Annotated in this window: 16 protein-coding genes; 3 read left to right on the top strand and 13 right to left on the bottom strand. The window is 47.2% G+C overall.

Features of this window, described 5'->3' with window-relative positions:
- Window positions 1-65: 65 nt before the first annotated feature.
- The 4 genes from EC604_RS12055 to EC604_RS12040 all read right to left on the bottom strand — a co-directional run bounded on the left by EC604_RS12055 (window position 66) and on the right by EC604_RS12040 (window position 3,611).
- Window positions 66-947 carry an SMP-30/gluconolactonase/LRE family protein gene (locus EC604_RS12055; RefSeq protein ID WP_123064403.1) on the bottom strand — a complete coding sequence of 294 codons (882 nt, stop codon included), beginning with the start codon at window positions 945-947 and terminating at the stop codon, window positions 66-68.
- 14 nt (window positions 948-961) lie between these two features.
- Window positions 962-1,621 (bottom strand): SGNH/GDSL hydrolase family protein, encoded by a 660-nt coding sequence (locus EC604_RS12050; protein WP_123064402.1) that lies wholly within the window; start codon window positions 1,619-1,621, stop codon window positions 962-964.
- Between the two features lie 65 nt (window positions 1,622-1,686).
- Window positions 1,687-2,475, bottom strand: a complete 789-nt coding sequence (locus EC604_RS12045; protein WP_123064401.1) for an alpha/beta hydrolase — start codon at window positions 2,473-2,475, stop codon at window positions 1,687-1,689.
- A 302-nt stretch (window positions 2,476-2,777) separates the two neighbouring features.
- Window positions 2,778-3,611 (bottom strand): helix-turn-helix domain-containing protein, encoded by an 834-nt coding sequence (locus tag EC604_RS12040; RefSeq protein ID WP_123064400.1) that lies wholly within the window; start codon window positions 3,609-3,611, stop codon window positions 2,778-2,780.
- Between the two features lie 125 nt (window positions 3,612-3,736).
- On the opposite strand from EC604_RS12040, the gene EC604_RS12035 reads away from it, so the two are divergent.
- Window positions 3,737-5,767, top strand: a complete 2,031-nt coding sequence (locus EC604_RS12035; RefSeq protein WP_123064399.1) for a beta-galactosidase — start codon at window positions 3,737-3,739, stop codon at window positions 5,765-5,767.
- Window positions 5,768-5,898: 131 nt separating this feature from the next.
- Here the strand turns inward: EC604_RS12035 and EC604_RS12030 are convergent, their stop codons facing one another.
- Window positions 5,899-7,413: a UxaA family hydrolase gene (locus EC604_RS12030; protein WP_192895095.1), complete on the bottom strand. Its 1,515-nt coding sequence runs from the start codon at window positions 7,411-7,413 to the stop codon at window positions 5,899-5,901.
- Entirely contained in the window at window positions 7,410-8,927 is a 1,518-nt protein-coding gene (locus EC604_RS12025; RefSeq protein ID WP_123064398.1) for a tagaturonate reductase, read from the bottom strand. Before EC604_RS12025 ends, EC604_RS12030 begins: the two co-directional genes overlap by 4 nt.
- 193 nt (window positions 8,928-9,120) lie before the next feature.
- Between EC604_RS12025 and EC604_RS12020 the strand changes: the two genes are divergently transcribed.
- Window positions 9,121-9,999: an AraC family transcriptional regulator gene (locus tag EC604_RS12020; protein ID WP_123064397.1), complete on the top strand. Its 879-nt coding sequence runs from the start codon at window positions 9,121-9,123 to the stop codon at window positions 9,997-9,999.
- Between the two features lie 107 nt (window positions 10,000-10,106).
- A complete protein-coding gene (locus tag EC604_RS12015; RefSeq protein WP_192895094.1) occupies window positions 10,107-10,784 on the top strand; it encodes a tetratricopeptide repeat protein in 678 nt (225 codons plus the stop codon).
- A gap of 108 nt (window positions 10,785-10,892) precedes the next feature.
- On the opposite strand, the gene EC604_RS12010 is transcribed toward EC604_RS12015, so the two are convergent.
- From EC604_RS12010 to EC604_RS11980, 7 genes are all read right to left on the bottom strand, one after another.
- Window positions 10,893-12,008 carry a phosphotransferase enzyme family protein gene (locus EC604_RS12010; protein ID WP_161556921.1) on the bottom strand — a complete coding sequence of 372 codons (1,116 nt, stop codon included), beginning with the start codon at window positions 12,006-12,008 and terminating at the stop codon, window positions 10,893-10,895.
- Window positions 12,009-12,094: 86 nt separating this feature from the next.
- Window positions 12,095-12,757, bottom strand: coding sequence for a GDSL-type esterase/lipase family protein (locus EC604_RS12005; RefSeq protein ID WP_240036833.1), 663 nt, complete (start codon window positions 12,755-12,757; stop codon window positions 12,095-12,097).
- A gap of 183 nt (window positions 12,758-12,940) precedes the next feature.
- Window positions 12,941-16,108 (bottom strand): MMPL family transporter, encoded by a 3,168-nt coding sequence (locus tag EC604_RS12000; protein ID WP_123064395.1) that lies wholly within the window; start codon window positions 16,106-16,108, stop codon window positions 12,941-12,943.
- Window positions 16,105-16,563: a MarR family winged helix-turn-helix transcriptional regulator gene (locus EC604_RS11995; RefSeq protein ID WP_123064394.1), complete on the bottom strand. Its 459-nt coding sequence runs from the start codon at window positions 16,561-16,563 to the stop codon at window positions 16,105-16,107. Before EC604_RS11995 ends, EC604_RS12000 begins: the two co-directional genes overlap by 4 nt.
- A gap of 208 nt (window positions 16,564-16,771) precedes the next feature.
- Window positions 16,772-17,206, bottom strand: a complete 435-nt coding sequence (locus EC604_RS11990) for a GNAT family N-acetyltransferase (protein WP_240036831.1) — start codon at window positions 17,204-17,206, stop codon at window positions 16,772-16,774.
- Between the two features lie 134 nt (window positions 17,207-17,340).
- Window positions 17,341-18,054, bottom strand: coding sequence for a class I SAM-dependent methyltransferase (locus EC604_RS11985; protein WP_123064392.1), 714 nt, complete (start codon window positions 18,052-18,054; stop codon window positions 17,341-17,343).
- A gap of 41 nt (window positions 18,055-18,095) precedes the next feature.
- A complete protein-coding gene (locus tag EC604_RS11980; protein WP_161556920.1) occupies window positions 18,096-18,344 on the bottom strand; it encodes a hypothetical protein in 249 nt (82 codons plus the stop codon).
- Window positions 18,345-18,412: the final 68 nt, after the last annotated feature.

Below are 18,412 nucleotides of genomic sequence, written 5' to 3'. Positions count from 1 at the left end.
AACAAAAAAAGATGCTGTTCTCACAGCACCTTTAAACCCACTATAACTTTTTCTGCTGACTTTGCTTAAGCTTTTCGTCCATAAACATGAGTTTCCTGCCCTTGAACACCAGGCTTAACGACAAATAGTGAACCGGCTTGCGGCGTTTCCTGTAAGCGCTCTTCCTTAATTCCGATACGTGCGGTAGTGATATATAAATCTTCAAGATTCGGGCCGCCAAAACAACAGGAAGTCACCTGATCTGCAGGCACTTCAATCTGCTGCAACAGTTCCCCTGTCTCCGGGTTCCAGCGTGTAACTCTTCCTCCACCCCAGTGGGCCACCCACAGCATACCCTCAGCATCCACAGTCATACCATCGGGGAATCCCATATCTTCCGGAACTGAAATGATACTCTTCCGATTGGAGATCGTACCTGAAGCCAGATCAAAATCAAAACGATCCACGGAGCGTGTCGGCGTATCGATATAATACATGGACTCACGATTCGGGCTCCAACCCAGACCGTTGGAGGTGGATACTTGCTGCACCATATTGCGTACAGGCTTTCCTTCCTCCAGACAATATAGCGATCCAGCCTTTTGCTCGTTGTTCAGGCTCATCGTGCCAGCCCAAAAACGACCGTATGCATCACATTTTCCATCGTTAAACCGATTGGTAGCTTTGTCTTGCTCAGGGTCCGCGATCGCTTGCTTCTCACCCGTGAGCAGATGATATGTATAGAAGCCGCTTCGTAGTGCAACGATCACTTCATCTCCACGATAGGGAACCACTGCTCCGACATGTTCACCAACATCATAAGCCTGATCCTTACCTGTCTCGGGTTCGTATGCATGTACCTTAAACCCTTCAATATCTACCCATAACAAACGATTATTTTCCGCATCCCAGCTTGGTCCTTCTCCCAATTGTGCTGGCGTATCCACAACTACAGTTACATGACTCATAATATCGCTCCTTCTTAGGATTTCGTATTTCTCGTCCATTCAAATCCAATCGCATCCAGAAAAGCTTTGCTAAGTACCATGTGACCCGTAGCATCTGGGTGTACTCGATCATGTGTGAGAACCGATGTATAAAAATGATCCCACAGTGGCGCAAATGCTGCTTGCGTATCTACAAACAGCGCGTCATACTCCGATGCCACCCTGCGAACCGCATCTCCGTAGATATCCATCGTCGCCCGCATCGGATCTTCCGGGTTCGCTTCAAGATAATAGGGTGTCATAAGCACAAGGCCTTTCAGATTCGGGCGCACGGATGCAACCAGCTCACGCAATGTTGTCTCGTACTCCTCCAGAAACACCTGTGAATCCGCGAGCGGATGATCGAACTGACGCCATACATCGTTAATACCGATCATAATAGTCAACCAGTCCGGGTTCAGATCAAGCACATCTTGTTGCCAGTGTTGCTTCAAATCACGAACGGTATTCCCACTATTACCCACATTCTGCACTCGCAGCATCAGTTCTGGATAAATGGACCGCAATATTGCATACACCTGTGCCACGTAACCGTGTCCCAGACCTGAACTTCCTTCACCTACAGGATGTGTTCGTCCGCAATCCGTAATGGAATCCCCGATAAAAAGAAGTCTGTCATTCTTTTGCAATTTCATGGCGCTGTCCCCTTTGCTGGATATTGATCCGTTTGTTCACTGGCAAAATAAAGTGTGTGCCAACATTACCAGCCTTGATTTTTAAGCCAAGTGAGACACAAATCAGACCATACTCGAACCGTGTCATCATGCTCCGCTAGCCCCAGACCATGTGGACCTTTTTCAAAGATGTGAAGATCATATGGAATCCCATGCGCACCCAAAGCCAAGGCATATCGCAAACTGTTCTCCACGGGTACAGCCTGGTCATCACTCGTGTGCCAGATAAATGCTTCAGGAGCATCTGCTCGAACCTGTCGCTCTGCACTGAAAGCTTGAATCTGTTCTTCGGTTGCATCCTCGCCTAGCAAGTTGATACGCGAGCCGGCATGTCCATAAGACTCCATCGTGATGACCGGATAACAGAGAATGACTCGGTCCGGCCTAGAGCTTTCCCGTTCAATCCGATCCTCATGTCCCGGTTGTCCACCATCGTACTGCGTACCCAATGTTGCTGTGAGATGGCCACCTGCCGAAAAGCCAAGTACTGCGATTTTGGACGGGTTGATCCCGAAGTGTTCCGCATGAGCACGTAAATAACGGATTGCACGCTGCCCGTCCGCCTGAGGTGCCGGGTGACTGTGCGGTGCTACTCGATATTTGAGTACAAAAGCACTGATTCCGGCGCGATTTAACAACGCAGCAACAGGTGCTCCCTCGTGGTCAGCGAGATGACCATAACCGCCCCCTGGACATACAATGACAGCGCTCTCGGAACCCGGTTGAATAAAAGGAATTAGATGTGGCATTTCGTCTTCATGACCTGCAGCTGCGTGCGGGGCGGCCTGCTCCCACAAAGGAATAATTGAATTCATGATCGGACTCATCCTCTCTCATGCATATGGAATAGATTCGTTTAATCGTTTTCGATTCTAGGATTCGATATCATCATAACGGCAACAGAAGGAAGCATCAATACCCTTCTGCATATCTTTTTTGTTCAACCTGGTCTCGATTAGGGCGTGTCTGAAAACGCTGAAGGAAGCAGATTTTGCCGAATTTTTGTTCCAAGCCAGGAAGTTTCCCGCAGGTGTGACGGGGCACATCAAGGGAAAGTGACGCAGCAGGGGGCGAAAAGGTGGTAAAAGATGCACTTCAGTCGGTTTCAAGACACGCCCTAGTACAAGTTGCGAAACTGTTCAGGTGTAACCCCTTCAATCCGCCGAAATGTAGCAACAAAATGACTGGCATCCCGAAACCCAGCCCGTGCCGCAGTCTCCTTGATCGTAAGTTCCATACTGCCCGTCAGCATTTCTTTGGCTTTACGTATGCGAAGCAAAATGAAGTAACTGTAGGCCGTTATGCCAAAGGATTGTTTAAACAGCGTATTCATATGCCTGGATGAGATTCCGATAATCCATGCCATTTGCTCTAGCCCGATGTCCGGGTCGCCGTAATGTTGCTCCATAAAGGCAAGCAGCGGAGCAAGTCTTGCTACAGCTTGAGAGATGGAGGAGCGATTGCCGGTCATTCCGTGTTTTTTCAGCAAAATCAAAAAACGGTACATGTCCGCCGAAGCTTCCAGCCCGGATAAATCCTGGTCACTCCCGATCGAATTCAGCACATGCTGAGCATAATCGTTTAGTGGGCTATCTGTCTCCCACTGACGAATATCGGCCTCTCCCAAACCTAACGAATCTACGATGCCGGCACACTGTGAACCACCAAATGTAATATAGATGGTCTCCCACTCGCTTTGAACACGAGCATATCCATGAGGCAGATTTGGAGGAAGTAAAATACCCGAGGTTTCGCCCAGAATGACCGAAGTTCCTGATAGCTCGAACTCTCCTGCTCCTTTGACCGTTTGCAGCCAGTGGTAATACGGATAACCCGCTGGTCTGGAGACTTTTTCCTGATTTCCGTTATATCCTATACTCTCGATATATAGCGGAAGCGGCTGGTCCCGCGGTGTCATAAAATAACGCTGATGCCCCGGTGAAATGAGCATGGTAACCTCCTTAAACATAATAGAATCTAGTTCCATATTCTTATATCGATCATTACTTTTATTATATTTTAAAAGTCATATGTATCATATAGTATAGGTTTATTCTTATACAAGAGGTGAGCACATTGATCAGCAGCAAATTACCTAAAATGTTTTATGGAGGCGATTACAACCCTGAACAATGGGATCATGAGACCCACCTGGAAGACCTCCGCATGTTTAAGCTGGCAGGTATTGATATGGCCACGATTAACGTTTTTTCCTGGGCACTCATTCAGCCTGACGAGGTGACGTATAACTTTGAATATCTGGATCAATTAATTGATCGTTTATATGAAAACGGAGTATATATCTGCCTTGCTACAAGTACCGCTGCGCACCCAGCCTGGATGGCCAAAAATTACCCCGATGTCCTGCGCGTAGATGCGGACGGACGCAAACGGAAATTTGGCGGACGGCATAACTCCTGCCCGAACAGTCCGACCTACCGGAAGTACTCCGAAATCATCGCAGACAAACTCGCCGAGCGATACAAAGACCATCCCGCAGTCCTTGTCTGGCATATTTCCAATGAATATGGCGGCGATTGTTATTGTGAAAACTGCGAAAAAGCATTCCGTGTATATCTCAAGAAACGTTATCAAACCATTGAACAGGTCAACAAAGCATGGAACACAAACTTCTGGGGCCATACGTTCTATGATTGGGACGAGATTGTGCTTCCAAGCAATCTGAGTGAACATTGGGGTCACAACAGTTCATCTTTTCAAGGCATCTCGCTAGATTACTCCCGCTTTAATTCAGACAGTATGTTGGAATGTTACCTGCTTGAGTATCATGCCATTAAAAAGCATATCCCCGACTCCGTCGTTACTACAAATTTAATGGGCTTTTTCAAACAACTGGACTATTTCAAATGGGCTAAATATATGGATATCGTGTCCTGGGACAGTTATCCCGGTCTCGCGACACCCATCAGCTATACCGCCATGGCTCATGATCTCATGCGTGGCCTCAAAGACGGTCTGCCATTTATGCTGATGGAGCAGACACCCAGCCAGCAAAACTGGCAACCTTATAACTCACTGAAACGCCCTGGTGTCATGCGTCTATGGAGTTATCAGTCCGTCGCACACGGCGCAGATACCGTGATGTTCTTCCAGCTTCGCCGTTCCGTCGGTGCATGCGAGAAGTATCATGGTGCCGTCATTGAACATGCGGGACATGAAAACACACGGGTGTTTAGAGAGGTTGCAGAGCTTGGCAAGGAATTGCAGAACCTTGGCGACACCACACTTGATGCTAGAGTTCAGTCCAGGGTAGCGATTGTCTTCGATTGGGATAACTGGTGGGCGATTGAAAAATCAAGCGGGCCAACAGTGGCTCTGAAATACGTCGAGCAAATTCACAAATATTATTCAGCTTTCTTCCACCGCAACATTCAAGTGGACATTGTAAGTGTAGACAGCGATATCAGCTCATACGATCTGCTTCTTGCGCCTGTACTTTATATGGTCAAACCAGGCTTTGCTGCAAAATTGGAGCAGTTCGTTGCGGCCGGCGGCACCTTCCTGACCACCTTCTTTAGCGGAATTGTCAACGAGCATGATCTCGTGACCACTGGCGGTTACCCCGGTGAGCTTCGAAACCTGCTTGGCATCTGGGTCGAAGAGATTGATGCCTTGTTGCCTGAACAGAAGAATAGCATCGTTCTGAAGGAAACATTGGGCGCACTTGAAGGCGTATACGAATGCGGTATGTTATGCGATCTCCTGCACAGTGAAGGTGCAGAAGTGATTGCCGAGTACGGTGAAGACTTCTATCAAGGCATGCCTGCACTTACACGCAACACCTTTGGTCAAGGGCAAGCCTGGTACGTCGCCTCTGATCCGGATAACATTTTCCTCGAAGGTTTACTTGCAGAGCTCGCAGCCGAAAAAAATATTAAGCCTTTGCTCGAAACCCCGCAAGGTGTCGAAGTAAGTGCACGTACGAAAGACGGGTTAACTTATCTTTTTGTCATGAATCACAATGCTTCCCCGCAGTCATATGATCTCGGTAATTCGAGCGTTCGTGAGTTGTTAACAGGCACGGATTACACCGGACAGATTAGTATTGAAGCCCGCGGAGTACACATTTTCGAACGCACATCGTAAGCGGTATATTTCATGTTGCACCGCTCGCTAAGCGCGCATAAAACTCCGACCTAAATAAAACAACAATCCGGCAGGTTATTACCAATCGCCGGATTGTTGTCTTGTTTTATTTTGCAACACGTAGATTAGGTTTAGAGAATAACTCCGTCTTTGAAGATCGCGATCTCCCGGAAACCATGCTGTTCGCTAAGGGTCTGTGCACGTCCTGAAGCAATATCAATAATCTGACTGAATAATTGCTCTTTGACCTGTTCCATCGTCTGCCCTTCAAGCAGCTGACCTGCATTAAAGTCAATCCAGTGCTTTTTACGGTTCGCCAGATCCGATTGCGTTGCAATTTTAACCGTAGGTACCGGACCGCCAAAAGGTGTGCCGCGCCCTGTCGTAAACAGTACGATATGCGCTCCTGCCGCAGACAAAGCGGTCACGGAAACCAGGTCATTGCCTGGTGCTTCTACAATGTTCAGACCCGTTTTGGTCACCCGTTTACCGTACCGGAGCACATCGACAACCGAAGAGCGTCCTCCCTTTTGCGTGCATCCGAGTGATTTTTCTTCAAGTGTCGTAATTCCGCCTGCTTTGTTACCCGGCGAAGGATTTTCATAGATATTTTGACCATGATTCACGAAATATTGCTTGAAACCATTCACAAGGTCTACCAGATCGTTGAAAACATGCTCATCTGCGGCCCGGTTCATCAGAATCGTTTCCGCACCGAACATCTCCGGAACCTCTGTCAGAATCGCTGTCCCGCCCGCAGCAACGAGCAGATCCGCAACAGCACCTACGAGTGGATTCGCCGTGATGCCGGATAAACCATCCGAGCCTCCGCATTTTAAACCAATTTTCAGTTTGCTCAGTGGCAGCGGCTGACGTTTCTCTTGTTCCACAAGCTCAACCAGCTCTTCCATTAAACGCAGTCCTTCCTCTAACTCATCCTCGGTCTCCTGCGCTTTGAGAAAACGTACCTTCCCCCGATATTCCGGTGCGATGCACTCACGGAACTGATCCACCTGGTTATTCTCACAACCTAAACCAATGACCAGTACACCCCCAGCGTTTGGATGCTCGACCAGCGAAGCCAGCAACTGCTGAGTATATTTCAGGTCATCCCCCAGCTGGGAACAGCCGAAAGGATGCGGAAAATGATACACGCCGTCAACCCGACTACCGAACTGGGACTGCCCCATCCGTGCGAGAGCTTCACACACCTTGTTAATGCATCCAACGGTATTGACGATCCAGATTTCATTGCGAATTCCCGCTTCACCATTCGGACGCAAATAACCATCGAAAGTTCGCAAATGTTCAGGAGGCATGTCTATCGTCATCGGTTGTCCTGGCTGATATTCATATTCAAGCAATCCATGCAGACCTGTCTTCAAGTTATGGCTGTGTATCCAGTTCCCCTGCGCTATTGCTTCCTGGGCGATGCCGATGGAAAAGCCATATTTCATCACGTCTGCTCCCTGTGCAAGATCATGCACAGCGATTTTGTGACCTTTAGGTACATCATCCAGCAGTGTGAACGAGTGACCATCCGGCAGATCAATACGCTCTCCCTTCACATAATCGCGAAGTGCTATGATGACATCGTCCTGAGGCTGGATCGCAATCCAGTCGTTGATTGTGCTTGTTGTACTCATTTCCCTTCACCTTCCAGTTTACTGATTTCATGTACGAGTGCTGCTCGCAATCCTTGTTTTGCATCCAGATTCTCTCCCCAGATCACTTCATTGGAGAGAACCGCAGCAACTCTTTGCTCCAGTTCATCCGTTCCACTGGTCGAGTGACCGTAGCCTTCCCAATGAGCCGCCAAAGCTGCCAGTACATCAGGATCATCTCTGAGTGGAATCGTTTCTCCGCTCAAAAGCTGAGCTTTGTAGCCCTCCTGCGTCTGCAATGGGCGATATAAATAGAGGAATCCGGCAAAACCTTGTATTAACCGCTCAGGCCAGCTTCCCTGACTCTGTTCATAGGCGAGCAGGGTTGGCAGTACACGTACTTTGAATTTACCGGCCGTATTCAGTGCAATATCCTGCAACTTGTGATCAATGTATGGATTTAAGAAACGTTCGAAGACTTCTTCCGCATATTGCTCCAATCCCAGCTCAGGCATATCCATAGCAGGCACAATCTCTTCAAGCACCGCTTGCCTAATCCAAGAACTAAACTGCGGGTCTTCCATTGTTTCTCTTACATGTTGTTTACCGCGAAGCAAGCCCAGAGAAGACATCAGTGTGTGTGAGCCGTTCAGGATGCGCACTTTCCGAAGCTGATATGGTTTCAAATCTTTAACCCAGTGCACATTGAGTCCTGCTTGTTTCAATGGAAGGCGCTTGTCCAGCGACTCCTCGCCTTGGATTGCCCAGAAATGATAAGGTTCTGCCGTATTAATCAGTTGATCCTCATAACCCCAGCGTTCAGTGAGGGCTTCTGCCTCTTCTTGGGTAGGTGCACCCGTTACGATACGATCTACTAAATTGTTCAAGAACAGATTATGATGTTCGATCCAGGAGCGGAAGCTGTCTGAGAATCCGAAATCTTCACTATGACGAAGCACACATTCTCGCAGAACATCACCATTGCCCTCCAGCAATTCACATGGCAGATGGATGAGTCCTCTCGATGGATCTCCAGCAAAACGTACATATCTTTGATGCAAGAAAACCGACAATTTACCAGGAAAGGATTGAACGGGTTCTCCTGGGATGTAGTCTGATTGGATATATTTCAAGCCGGATTCTGTCGTATTCGAGATTACAAATTCAAGCGATGGCAATTCCGCAAGTTCCAGAAACGTCTGCCACTCCTCGTACGGATTAAAAAATTGGGAGAAGACAGAGACCATTTCCGTACGTTCCACACGTTTTCCTTCAGAGAGACCACGCGTAATCATTGTATATAGTCCATCCTGATCACGAATCTGCTCCAGCTTGGCCTTGCCACCAGGCCGAGGCTGTGTCACGGCTACAGAGCCGTGAAACTTGCCTTGCCGAGCACTTTCATGAAGCATCCAGTCTGCGAATCCCCGTAAAAAATTACCTTCCCCGATCTGCAAAACTTTGACGGGACGTTCAATCATTTCTTTGCATTTGCGCTGACTATCATTGCCGAGCAGATGCAGCTTCAATCTTGGCCGCTTTGTGCTTGCAGACATGGACACTCACCTCACCGATTATTTGCGAACTCAGAATGCGAACAGCAAAAGCTGGCATCCTTTTATTGTAAACGCTTTAAATTCATTGTATCATCAATAAAAGGAAATTAAATTGCTTATATTGCGTTAAATATACTGTTTTTTGATCAGAATTGACATCTTATCTGAGACCATTGTCTCCAAAGGAGCCCTTATGGAACATTCACCAGTTCGCACCACCATTGAGACCGAATCGGGCATACCGTTTCGCCTTGTCTATAGTGATACGAAATCTCCGCAAAATGAATTACCGGATCATCTGCACGACTGGCATGAAATTATCTATGTCTATCGGGGACAGGGAAGTATTTTTATTGATACGGGTCTCGAAGATATGCAGGAAGGAGATTTATTTCTTATTCCAGGCAGTACCGTGCACCGTGCGCTGCCTGATGCGGGTAATCCAGTTACCTCTTCAGCACTGTTCTTCAGTCCGGGGTTACTGGCTTCAACTGCCGGAGGCATGTCCTCCTCCCTGCTACACCCATTTGAACGTTGCCGCAAACGGCGAATATACAAAAGGCAGCTGAACCATGCCGAGCAGGCACAAGTGTCTGCCTTCATTGATGATATTCATGCCGAGTTTCGTTCCGATCATCATCTGAGCTCTCACGCCGCACTGCTCCGATTGCAACTCTTGCTTATTTTCCTTGAACGTCTGGAATCAGCCACTGGTCCTGGTCATGCTACAACATCACTGCCTGCTCCGTCATGGCTGTCCTCGATTCTGTCTGACATTGATCTTAAACTGCGCAATCGATTGACCTTACCTGAGCTTGCACAACAAGCTGCCGTGTCTCCTGCCCATCTTAGCCGGGCATTCAAGCGCTACACAGGAATGACATTAACAGATTATGTCCTCGCTCGTAGAGTCATTATGGCAAAAGAGCATCTCCTGAATGGGGATGAAACGATGGCAGCTGTCGCAGACGCTTGTGGATTTGATAGTTTGCCTCATTTTTACAGACAGTTCAAGAAACTGACGGGCACGACACCAGCTGCATATCGCAGAACGATGGTACGTCATCGCTAGGAAGTGAGACGGGCACATACACACACAAACATATTATTCCAAGATAGGATATGGTATGATACTCAAGGTCTGTGCAACACGATTACATTGTTACTGGAGTTGAACCTGTGATTATTAAATTTCTTATTTTTGGCCTGCTTTGGCAGATCATTGGAAATCCGTTCCTTGCCATTCTGATTTTGCTCGTTATCCTGTACTTCCTCGACCGTCGCTTTGTCGGCGTATTTCCAAGCTTCACTAAACCCATCAAACGCATGCGTAACATTTCCCGGTTGAGACAGCAGCTAGCTCTGAATCCTAACGAAGTGTCTTCCAAGCTTGAATTAGCCCGATTGCTCATTGAACGCAAACGTTACAGTGAGGCACATACCTTTTTGCTTGAACTGGAACGCCCTTACGAGCAGTCTGCTGAATACTGGGAAGCATTGGGAACAACTGAACTGTATCTGGGCAAAATCTCGGAGGGCGAACGTCATATTCTGCACGCACTTGAGATTAACCCTAGAGTGAAGTACGGACAGCCTTATCTGAATCTGGCTACAGCCTTCAAGGATACGGATCGTGACAAAGCCCTTCATTATGTACAGCAATTTCAGGAAATTCATTCTTCCTCCAGTGAAGCCTTTTATCTGCTTGGCTCGGTATACCGTTCGCTAGGACGTAATGATGATGCCAAACAGGCATATGATCAATCCCTGAATGTGTATCGTTCCTTGCCCAAATACAAAAAACGTCAGGAACGGCGCTGGGCTGTCCGCAGTTGGTTCCGAAAACGTGCTTTGTAGATTGAACTGCCTCCGTATGTCAGCAAGCATCATACAAAAAAAGAAAAATGTACTGGTTCTGCTTTTTATCCATGCAAAACCAGTGCATTTTATTTATTTCCACGTATGTTATTTCATTAACAATTGACGTAATTGTTCTTCATTCCGCTGCATCCAGTCCATTCTCTGTTTCAGTTTCACAATTTGTCCTGCGGCCACTTCTGGTTTATCCGTCCCTTCCAGCATCCTGCTGATAAAATGCATCACCACGTCCAAACTTCGCAGCAAGATCAGCTGCGGAATGGCTTCCAGTTCGTCAGCGGTGAGCTCAACCTCTTCTCGAAACCCCTGCACCAGATTAGCCTGCGCCTGCCACATCCATTCTTCGCTCTTGTCCATGGTCAGCATGTCAGACATCGGAACCGCCAGTTCCATGACCCGAAGATCCCAGGTCGCAAACTCAAAATCAAGAATCGCACTCATGTTGCCTTCTGGATCCACAAGCACATTGGATGCGTTCACATCACCATGCACGATTTGATGCGGAAGCTGCTCCATTCCACGCAGTGCTTTGAACAAACCTGGCAGTTCATCCTGCAACTGCCTTAACTCATCAGTACAAGCCTCCAGCGTTTCCGGCGGCGAAGCGCACATTCTTAGTAAACGTTCTGGTGTACACAGCGGATAAGCCTCGTCGATCCGGTAATATGGCGGGTATACTGGCTCAAGTTCCAATTTAAGCTTGGCAAGCGCTGTTGAGAGATGTCCTGCTGCCCGTCCCAAAGGAAGCAATTGATCGGGGGAATCCCATACCGGATTAACACCTTTCAGATAACGAAACAGAGTCACGATTTTAAATGTTCCCGTGATATGATCTCGTACAATTTGGTAAGTCTGCCTATTTTCCTCATTAGAATGATTACTTTCCTTAAATTCTTGATCTGCGTCCTCGCGGCTGCTACTAGATAATGAAATGACTGGTGTTGGGGAATGAAGTTCAAAATCTGTATTGGACAGTGCCGTAAGCACGCCATGTTCAAAAGCTATTTTCGCTTGATCATTATGTGTTTCGTATTGTCTCATAACATAATCTTCATCACTGGTGTGAAGCACAAAAGTAGAGTTATTCATACCTCCATTGCTGCGCTTACCTTGCCACTCCGATCTGAAGCCGTATAAGGCTAACACTTCAGAGATGAGTTGCTTTTCCGTTGGAAGAAGAGAATTTTGCTGTTTGTTAGACACCGATTCGAACTCCTCTGTTATGATAATTTGTACGAACTCTTTCATCATATCGGAAGTTGTAAGGCGGGTCTAGTCTTCTTCAGGCTTCAAGCAAAAGGAACATAACCCGTTCGATTCAACTGCTCCGCGATAATCCGATATCCCCTTGCGTTTGGATGGACTCTGTCCCAGAACAGCAACTCTCGCTCACGCCCTTCAAACTTGTCGTACACCTGAGCACATGCATAGTTGCCTGAACCTGCACCATTCAGATAAGAATTGTACTGTCGCACCCAATATGCAGCTTCGGTTGACTGTGGATACGGGTTGTACAATCCAATGGAACGAACAAAGTACTTCTGATCCCCTTTTAACTGCCGAATTTGTCTCATGACCTGAGATACATGATGACGTGTTTCACCGAGCACCTGTGTCATTTTCCCGGCATTGGGAATACCCCCGCTAGCTTTAAATGTACGGATCAGATCGTTACCACCAATGGATACCGTAATCATATCTGCTTCACGCAGCGCTTGACGCACTCGAGGATGCCCGTTAATCATCTGCTGCAGTTCTGCCGATGTTAGTCCGTTTACACCCAAATTGTCCATAGATACAAATGTACGAAGGTTCATTTCCGCCATACGGCGATAGATTGGAACAAATCCGGTTCCGAGCAATGCTCCTGTACCTACCGTCAAGGAATCCCCTATAGCTACATAACGATATACCATCCCGCCGCCCCTCTCTCTGCTGATCTCCCTGATCATTCATGAACTCCCTATATCCTATGAAGATCGATTCGGCAAAGCGCGGGATAGTGTCCTTAGGCACGTACCCATCTTTGTGTCCATGATGAATATTATAAAAAAAGAAAGCCCCGCCGCATGATGCGGCAGAGCCTCCCTTCCATATGAAATATCAACATATCAATGATGATACATGCCAGATGTTTACATGCCAATGGTATGATTCGATTCGGAAGATTCCGACTGTTCCTTATTACGGAACGGCCACCAGTTCGCCCGCCCGAACATCTTCACCATCACGGGTACGAAGAATGGCAGGAATAACAGGGAATACAGAACCAGACCACTAAGAACAACGGTAGCAATTTGCATCATCGAGAGTACCCCGGATGGGTACATCGCAGCGAAAGTTCCACTTAGAATGACCGCCGCGGACAAGATGACGGTTCCCATGTTTTTCATCGCGTACAATATCGCATCCTGTACTCTCAACCCTTTGTTTTCATTAAATCGATCCATAAGGAAGATGCTGTAATCTACGCCAAGCGCAATCAGCATAACGAATCCAAAGAATGGCGTAACCCAGCTGATTCCGGCATAACCCATGATATTCACAAAGACTACTTCCGTAAGTGCCATCGATGTGAAGTACGCAAGCAGCAGCGAAATAATGAGGTAAATCGGCATGATAACAGAACGAAGCAAGATCACCAGAATGATAAAAGTTCCTGCCAGCATAAGCATAACCGTACGTGTGTAGTCTTTGTTCGAGATCGACTGCAAATCGGCAAATGTACTCGTTACACCGCCCACAGCAACGTCAGCTTTTTCAAGCGCACTGCCCTGAACTGCACGATGTACTGCTGCTTCGATATCTGGCACACGGTCAATCGCTTCTGTACCATACGGATTTTCTGCAAAAATAACATCCAGCGTCATCGTTTTGCGATCCTTGGACAGGTACGTATCAAACACCTTTTTGAAGTCCTTGTTATTCAAGGCTTCTTCAGGTACGTACCAGCCTGCGAGATCCGAATCTGGTGAATTTTGCAGTTGTGTCAAATAATCCTGAGCAGAATCCAAGCCACCTGATACCTTCTTGATTCCATCAACACTTTGATTCAAGCCGTCTGTCAGTTGTGTTAATTGACCACTGAGATCCGAGAAGCCCTTCTGGATCTTCTCCTGTCCTCCCTGTAGTTGACCCAGACCGTTCTGGATCGAAGGAATCTCCTTGATCACTTTACCTTGACCATCGGCAGCCTGTTTCAATCCTGTCTCCAGTTGACCAATACCTGTTACAATCTGACCCAGACCATCGGCCAAAGCTTTCTGTCCGGATGCTGCGGAAGCAAAACCTTCATTCGCTTGATTGATTCCAGCCGCCGCTGCACTCAGATTCGTTTGAATTTGGGACAGTCCCTGCGCAAGCTGCGCTGTGCCTGAACCGGTTTGACCTATTGTACCTTTGATGCGTTGATAGTCAGCATCTTGCTGCAACTCGGGGAAACGCTCCTCCAGAGCCGAGAAGGATGCTGTAAGACTCGTCAAAGCTGTTGAAACACCTGTCAGTTGCTGCTCCAGTTCCTTCGTTCCATCGCCCAGCGCAGCAACACCTGCTCCAGCTTGACGATAAGCCTGCAACAACTGATCATTCGCTTTGGCGAGTTGCTCTGCACTGGTTTTAGCTTGTTGAAGACCGGCTTTCAGATCCCCTGCACCAGATGATCCATCCCGAATACCTTTTTCAATGCGCTTCAGTCCATCGCTGAGCTGCGTAATACCAGATTGCAGCTGGCTTGTTCCCTTGGTTAGCTGACCTGCTCCGTTTGCGGCCTCTTTAAGCTGGGGTTCATTTTTGCTCAATTCATTACTCGCTTTGCTAAGACCATCGCTGATTTTATCCAGGCCTGTCTTGCCCTCGCCCAGACCATCCGATAGTGTGCCTACCTGTTTTGTTACTTCAAAATCTTTGATCTCATCCCCCGTTGGACGGGTCATACTGCGAACACCCGCAACCCCGGGAACTTTCTCTACTTCGCGGCTAATCTTCTCTGCCACAGCCATATATTTGGCGTTATCCATCGTTTCGTCATTCTGAATGACGATCTGACCTGGGAGGGATTCACCTGGTCCAAAGCTATCTGAAATAATGTTAAAGGCTTTGACCGAATCGTACTTATCACCAATCTCATCCAGACTGTTAAATGATAACTTCCCGTCGTATGTCGCCAAAAGAGGCACAGTAACTGCGGCAACAATCAACAAAGCCGCCCACGGACGTTTAAGTGAGAATTTACCTGCTGCACCATAGATCTTGCTCTCGGCATGTTCGAGCGACCCTTTAGACGGCCAGAATAACTTTCTGCCCAGTACAGCCATAAAAAACGGCACAATCGTCACGAGTGCCAGCATCATCACGGCAATTCCTACAGCAACAGCGACCGCAGAACGGTACAACATAAACTGTGCAAAACCGATGGCCACGAATCCAACCAGCACTGCTAGAGCTGAGAAAAACACCGTTTTACCTGCGGTGCGGTATGTAGCGATAATGGCATCCCATGTGTTCTCATGGTGTGCAAGCTCTTCCTTGAACCGACTGATCAATAGAATGCAGTAGTCTGTACCGATCCCGAACATGACCGCAACCATAAAGATCTGTGTAAACGTCGAAAGTGGGAAGTTAACCCCATCGACCAGGAACGCAACAATCTGCTGGGATACGATGTAACTGATCCCCACCGTCAATAGCGGTACAAATGGAGCTACGAACGAGCGGAATACGAGGAAAAGAATAAGCAAAATAAAGACAACCGTAATGTATTCCGATTTCTTGAGTCCTTCTTGAGAACTCTCAATCGTATCTTCATCAATCAAACCTTTACCTGTAATATAATGCTCAACATTCACTGATTTCAGCGCACCATTCAGATCATTCCGCATTTCCTTTACGGTGCGGTCACCCATTTCAATCGAGAGTGAAGTCAGAATGGTTTTACCATCCTTCGAGATCATTTTGTCTGACAGTTCTGGCTGTGAGAATGGGTCCAGAACAGACAAAATGCCGAGTTTTTCTTTATCGGCCTCGAGTAATTTAACTGCCTTTTCCGCCTCTTGTTTGCCTGTTGTGCCAAGACCATCCGGATTATAAAATACCAGTGCGATCGAGGTACCTTTCTGTTCTCCATTTTGAGCTGCAGCTTCATCCAGAATTGCAGCTGCTTTTGTGGAAGAGTACCCCTCGGGAACCGAGAATTGCCCTTTCTCCCGAATTAACTCACTCATGTTTGGCGCGGTAAACATCAATACAGCGGCCGCGACAATCCACAGCCCCATGATCCACCAGCGTCCTTTTAATATCGCTCTCATTGCTTCTCCAGCCCTTCTTCTTGTGTTAGCAGCGCTGCCAGCTTCTCAAAAGATTCAATAAAGTTCTGAACCGCTTCTGGTGTAAAATGTTTCAAGTAAGGTTCAAGAACCTTCTGAATTTCCAGCTCGGTTTCCTTGTAAATCTGAAGACCTTCCTCGGTCAGAGTCAGATAGATGACACGACGATCACGCTCATCCCCTGTACGATGCACCAGATTCCGATCAGCCAGCTTGTTGACCAGAGCCGTAATGCTGCTCTTGCCCACACATAGCAGCTCTGCAAGATCAGAGGGGGTGCAGGCAGGCTTCTCATGTATGAGACGCAGTGCACAAAACTGATCCGTTGTGACTGTCTGCCCTACCTTTTCTCGTATCTGGGTATCAAACCGTTTGTTAACCAGAAAAGACGCATCCAGATAACGGTTTACCAAACTTTTGGCATCTGGAATGTTCATATATTTTTTCCCTCCCAAAATTAGTTCACTTATCGAACTATTCGTCAGCAAAACTATTCTATAATGAAACTATAGCGCAAAGCAATACTTTTCTCCTACTTTTTAAACAAAAAAACAGGACATCCGGCTCAGCACCTTTGCCAAGCCAAATATCCTATCTGAATTTTCGTATAAGATTATACACAGAATGCTTTACGCACATCCCTCGCTAAACATCGTGCTCATCGTCTTCTTTCTCAAGCACACAGCGGAATCTCTCCACACCTGGAACCAATTCGCCAAGACTATAGACAACAAATCCTGTGTTTCGGTAAAACTCCACCGCTTCCTGATCTGTCTCTGCGATCAAAGTATCCGGATTGTACTCTGCTAGAAGCTGTGAAATCATGCCCCGCCCATAATTTTTGAAGCGGTTCTCAGGCAGAACTGCAATATGGCGAATCGTAATTTCGCTCGTTCCCGTATGTTCATAGCCAATTAGACCGACCAGCTGCCCTTCATCCTCATATCCGGTCAAAAACAGGTTACTTTGTGTAACATACTGCTGTACCGTCTGAGTGACCTGATCCGGGTCAGGAAAGATAGCGTATGAGAGCAACTCTTGTACTTCCGGCTCCTGCAGTCGTGGCTTCAAATTTTTCAACAAAACAATTCCTCCAATATACGTACTTCTCGTGCCGAGAATGTTTAAACCTGTTCAGCCTACTATCGATCTAGGTCTAACTCAACCCGCTATCGTATTGTAGACGGTATCGCTGCAAAGTTCAAGAAAAGTACTTAGTCTTTCTGCACAGCAAACCGAAGCAACTCGCAACGAAACTCTGTAGGTTCATCATACTTCTCTTCTTGGATCGTCTGGGTTACATGCTCCTGAAACAGAATGTTCCAGTCCTCGTAGGCATGTTCCAGTAATGCGATGACTTCGGATGTGGGCAAGTTCAATTCAATCAATGGCTCGATCTGACGGCCTGTCTGGATTTCTTTTTCTTCCACACTGGTACTCATCGTAATACAATGGATACCTCCGAGCCGGGTTCCCTCTTTTAAGCGCTCCACTGTTTCAAGAAAGGCCTCTTTGCTGGATGTGTGCTCCAAACATGAACAAGCCGCAATAAAATCAAAGGCATTCGGTTGAATCCGGTAATGCTCAACATCTGCTTTTTCGGCCTGAACGATGTGATCCACCTCATACTGCTTCGCATACTTACGAAGTCCGTCTACCGCTTCATCCAGCAGATCCACGCCAATAACCTCGCTGTTTGTGTCTGACAAACGTTGTGCAATCGGTATGGTGTGTCTGCCCGCACCGCATCCCAGGTCTAGTACACGTAATTGTTGTTTATGAACAAGCAAACGTTCCAACATCTCCATCACCATAGGCATGGGTCTGGACATCCATGTTCCTTCTTCAAACAGTTCATTGTTTTTATAAAAGTTAGAATGATATCCCGCTTCAGCTTGACGAGCAGCCTCAAACTGTTCTTCTCGCATTCCGGTACCTCCTGTAATGGATTTAGACCTTACAGTAACGTTCACCCAAAAGCGAAGAAAAGAATCATATAGATCACCATCATGACTAAACTGGCCGTGACAAGTATTTTCCCCGCATCTCGTTTACTGGCATAGTCATTAAATAACAGTATTCCACCGACAGTCATCGCAATAGGCGCAAAAAATATCGTCATGATGACGAGCAGTACCATAGAGTAACGATCCAATGTCGATTCTTCATACTCCACCATATATGGCTGATCTGGCTTTGCCGTTTTGGTTGTTACCATATTGCCGCACGACTTACATTTGAATTCATCTGCTCCCATAGGTTGATGACAATACGAGCATTCTCTTG

Origin of the sequence: Paenibacillus amylolyticus, from assembly GCF_003719335.1 — a bacterium.
Taxonomy (GTDB): domain Bacteria; phylum Bacillota; class Bacilli; order Paenibacillales; family Paenibacillaceae; genus Paenibacillus; species Paenibacillus amylolyticus_D.
This window is presented reverse-complemented; position numbering and strand designations above follow the sequence as displayed.